Genomic DNA, 2,683 nt, shown 5'->3' with positions numbered 1-2,683 from the left:
TTTGTGATGAACCTGACGTTCTCGCACACCATCAGCCCCAGTGCAAAAACGGGGGATATTTTGCTGCGAAATGTGATTAATCATCTCAGTTCGCAGCAACGCCAGATGGCGTTAGACCTGCTGCAAGCCAGTGCAGCCTGATTTAAGTTTTAGGAGCCACTATCAGTGGCTTTCTATTTGAGCTTCCAGATCACCTTTAACCTGCTTAACCAACTCGCCAAGCCAAAACAGGGCAATCTGCCTGTCACTATCATTTAAATATTCCGAACCGCCCATTTTACAGATCAATTCAATACGTTCTAAAAGAATGGAGGTGTTTAAAGCGTCTAACATTTTATCCCTACTATTTGAAATACTACACTCGAAATACTGTATATATAAACAGATACTAATTAATATAATTGCCCTCTGAATTAATTGCATTAGGTAATATCTGATTGTGTGACTTAGCCAATATTTCTAGAATTTTTCGCTAAAAATCAATCATAAATTGCGTTTTGATTGCAAAAATGACTTTTAAATCAATATGTAATATTAGGTTTTTATTAGAGCAAAAAGGCTATTTTGGTGACGCCAGCGTACTGCTGGCGTTGACGTTGAGCGGCTTTACGTTCTGAGGGAGATCTAGCCATTGTGTCTTCTCCCTGATTACCAGCGTGGATGTGGCATCTTACATAAATACAGCGCCTCAAATTCTTCTTTTGAGCATTGATAGCGGCACCGCTCCTCACTCAAATCGTGTTCAGGTACCTCAAACAACGTGACCGTATCGAAAAAGGCGGGGTCACCCATAACACGACGATGGGTAAAAAAACGCTTGTACGTTTCTTCGCCGTTATCGCCTGTACCCCGTGAAGAATAAAATGTTCTCTGCCATTGCTCATTTATCGATATACTTAACGCCAATTGCACCAATCGAACAGGATTAACCGACCACGCCCACTCAGACACATACACATCCCCGCACAACGCAGCAACATAGCTATTTTCATGTACAAAGCGGAGTTCAGCACCATTACTGAGTCTCAGCAACTGAATATCATCTGCTTGTTCGACCAGGTGCTTCTGCTGCTTCGGGAAATACTGCGCGACATAATGAACAAAATTGGGTAATAATTCCTGATTCGACATAAAAATCTTATTTCGACCTGTCCGGCAGGCATCTTGCAACGCTTCCAGCACAAAATAATAATCTGCACCAATCTGCCTGGCCTTATGCAAAAAACGGTTACGGTAATGTCGACAGGCTTTCCAGCGTTCCTGCCAGACAAATAAACCTGACTCAAATTGATGATTGATGTTGTTAACGACTTCAGGTGTTACATTTAAGGTGATGACTTTCATTTAGTTATCCTCGCCGCCAAATTTTCCGCAATTTCCTCAATACGCTCACTAAGCTGCTGCAATGTTTTGATATCAGAACTATCAACACCCAGATTGATGACATCACGGACTAAGTGTGATAATTGCGTGTAATATCGAAATGGCGTTAAAGACTCCTGACCAACATTTTCCCCTGTTTTGGCTATGCTCTTTTTATTCAGCGTGTATGAACGGCTATCTGATGTGATCACGTATTTACCCAAATTGATTCTCATAGTTTCATCATTTCCCCAAGTTGATTAATTCGCGCCCGCAACCTATCGCGGCGTGCTTCTTGCTGCCGTTCTGACTCCATAGGAATAAAACTGCCATTCGTCCATGACTTAAATGGCTGCCCGTCTATGCTGATTTTTCCAGCCATGATTAAGGACTTCGCCATAAATCGGCTAAAATCCATGCCGACCGAATCGGCATAATCGATAATTTTTTCAATCAGCCCCTCACTACTGCCATTGACCGTACCAGACACCCCCGAACAGTTATTGACAGAACTCCTAGGCGGTGCGGGCGCACCGCTAACACCCGCCTCCGCTGACGCTTCGGCCAACTTCGGCACAATCTTCCAGCTCTTGAGACGTGTTAAGATTGGAGTGTCCATCGAGAAAACCCCTTTAATACGGATCACATTCTCGCCGTGGGCGTTAGTCTCTTGCTCCGTCTCATACCACAAACGCGCAACCAAGTCGTCACGACGAACAAAAGGGCCACCCTGTGCATTGATATAACTTGCCCAGTCGCCGTTATCTGCCGCATCATGCACAGCAGCAAATTCCACGCTTAAATCCATCGCGGTATCATGGTCTGCCATACGACGCAGTTCACGGTAAACCGTTACCGGCGCACCGCCGACAAACTGAAACTGACGGATACGCCAGCGACTTGCCCAGGCACTGGCGGCGATAGCGGCTTCTTTCATGGGGCGATTGCTTTCATCATCCAGCTCATCGTCCATCGCGTAGCCATCAATATTTTTAGAAATGTATTTCGCCACATAGCCGGTTGCCGACCCTTTCTCCGGATCAATCTTCTCAGCATGAAATCGCGCTTTCAGGGCTTTCTCATTCCACTGTTCGGCTTTAGCATTCCACAGTTCGTGGCGGTCTTCCTGGGTGGCATACTCACGGATAATATCGCGTACCTGATCCGCCTGGTCTGGCTGCATAAAAAACAGCATATGCCAGTGCGGTGTACCATCGTGATGCGGTTCAGCCACGCGAATACCAAAGATACGCAGATTATTACGATGGAGTTTGGCTCTGATTTTCGCCCAGAGTCCGCTTAAATACTGTTGTGTATCAGC

4 protein-coding genes and 1 pseudogene are annotated in these 2,683 nt (G+C 45.4%); 1 reads left to right on the top strand and 4 read right to left on the bottom strand.

What is annotated here, in order from left to right:
* Window positions 1-141 (top strand): annotated as a pseudogene (locus tag IQ211_RS19770) (ogr/Delta-like zinc finger family protein); the annotation flags it as partial.
* A gap of 21 nt (window positions 142-162) precedes the next feature.
* On the opposite strand, the gene IQ211_RS18790 reads toward IQ211_RS19770, so the two are convergent.
* The 4 genes from IQ211_RS18790 to IQ211_RS18775 form a co-directional block, all read right to left on the bottom strand.
* Window positions 163-333, bottom strand: coding sequence for a hypothetical protein (locus tag IQ211_RS18790; protein WP_193836456.1), 171 nt, complete (start codon window positions 331-333; stop codon window positions 163-165).
* A gap of 315 nt (window positions 334-648) precedes the next feature.
* Window positions 649-1,344 carry a terminase large subunit domain-containing protein gene (locus tag IQ211_RS18785; protein ID WP_189761317.1) on the bottom strand — a complete coding sequence of 232 codons (696 nt, stop codon included), beginning with the start codon at window positions 1,342-1,344 and terminating at the stop codon, window positions 649-651.
* Window positions 1,341-1,598, bottom strand: coding sequence for a hypothetical protein (locus IQ211_RS18780; RefSeq protein WP_189761318.1), 258 nt, complete (start codon window positions 1,596-1,598; stop codon window positions 1,341-1,343). Before IQ211_RS18780 ends, IQ211_RS18785 begins: the two co-directional genes overlap by 4 nt.
* Window positions 1,595-2,683 (bottom strand): replication endonuclease (locus IQ211_RS18775; protein WP_193836455.1); only part of this gene is annotated, 1,089 nt, incomplete at its 5' end. The genes IQ211_RS18780 and IQ211_RS18775, both read right to left, overlap by 4 nt.

The organism is Xenorhabdus griffiniae (genome assembly GCF_015163655.1).
Taxonomy (GTDB): domain Bacteria; phylum Pseudomonadota; class Gammaproteobacteria; order Enterobacterales; family Enterobacteriaceae; genus Xenorhabdus; species Xenorhabdus griffiniae.
The sequence above is the reverse complement of the archived record's forward strand: the minus strand, read 5'-3'. Positions and strand labels throughout refer to the sequence as shown.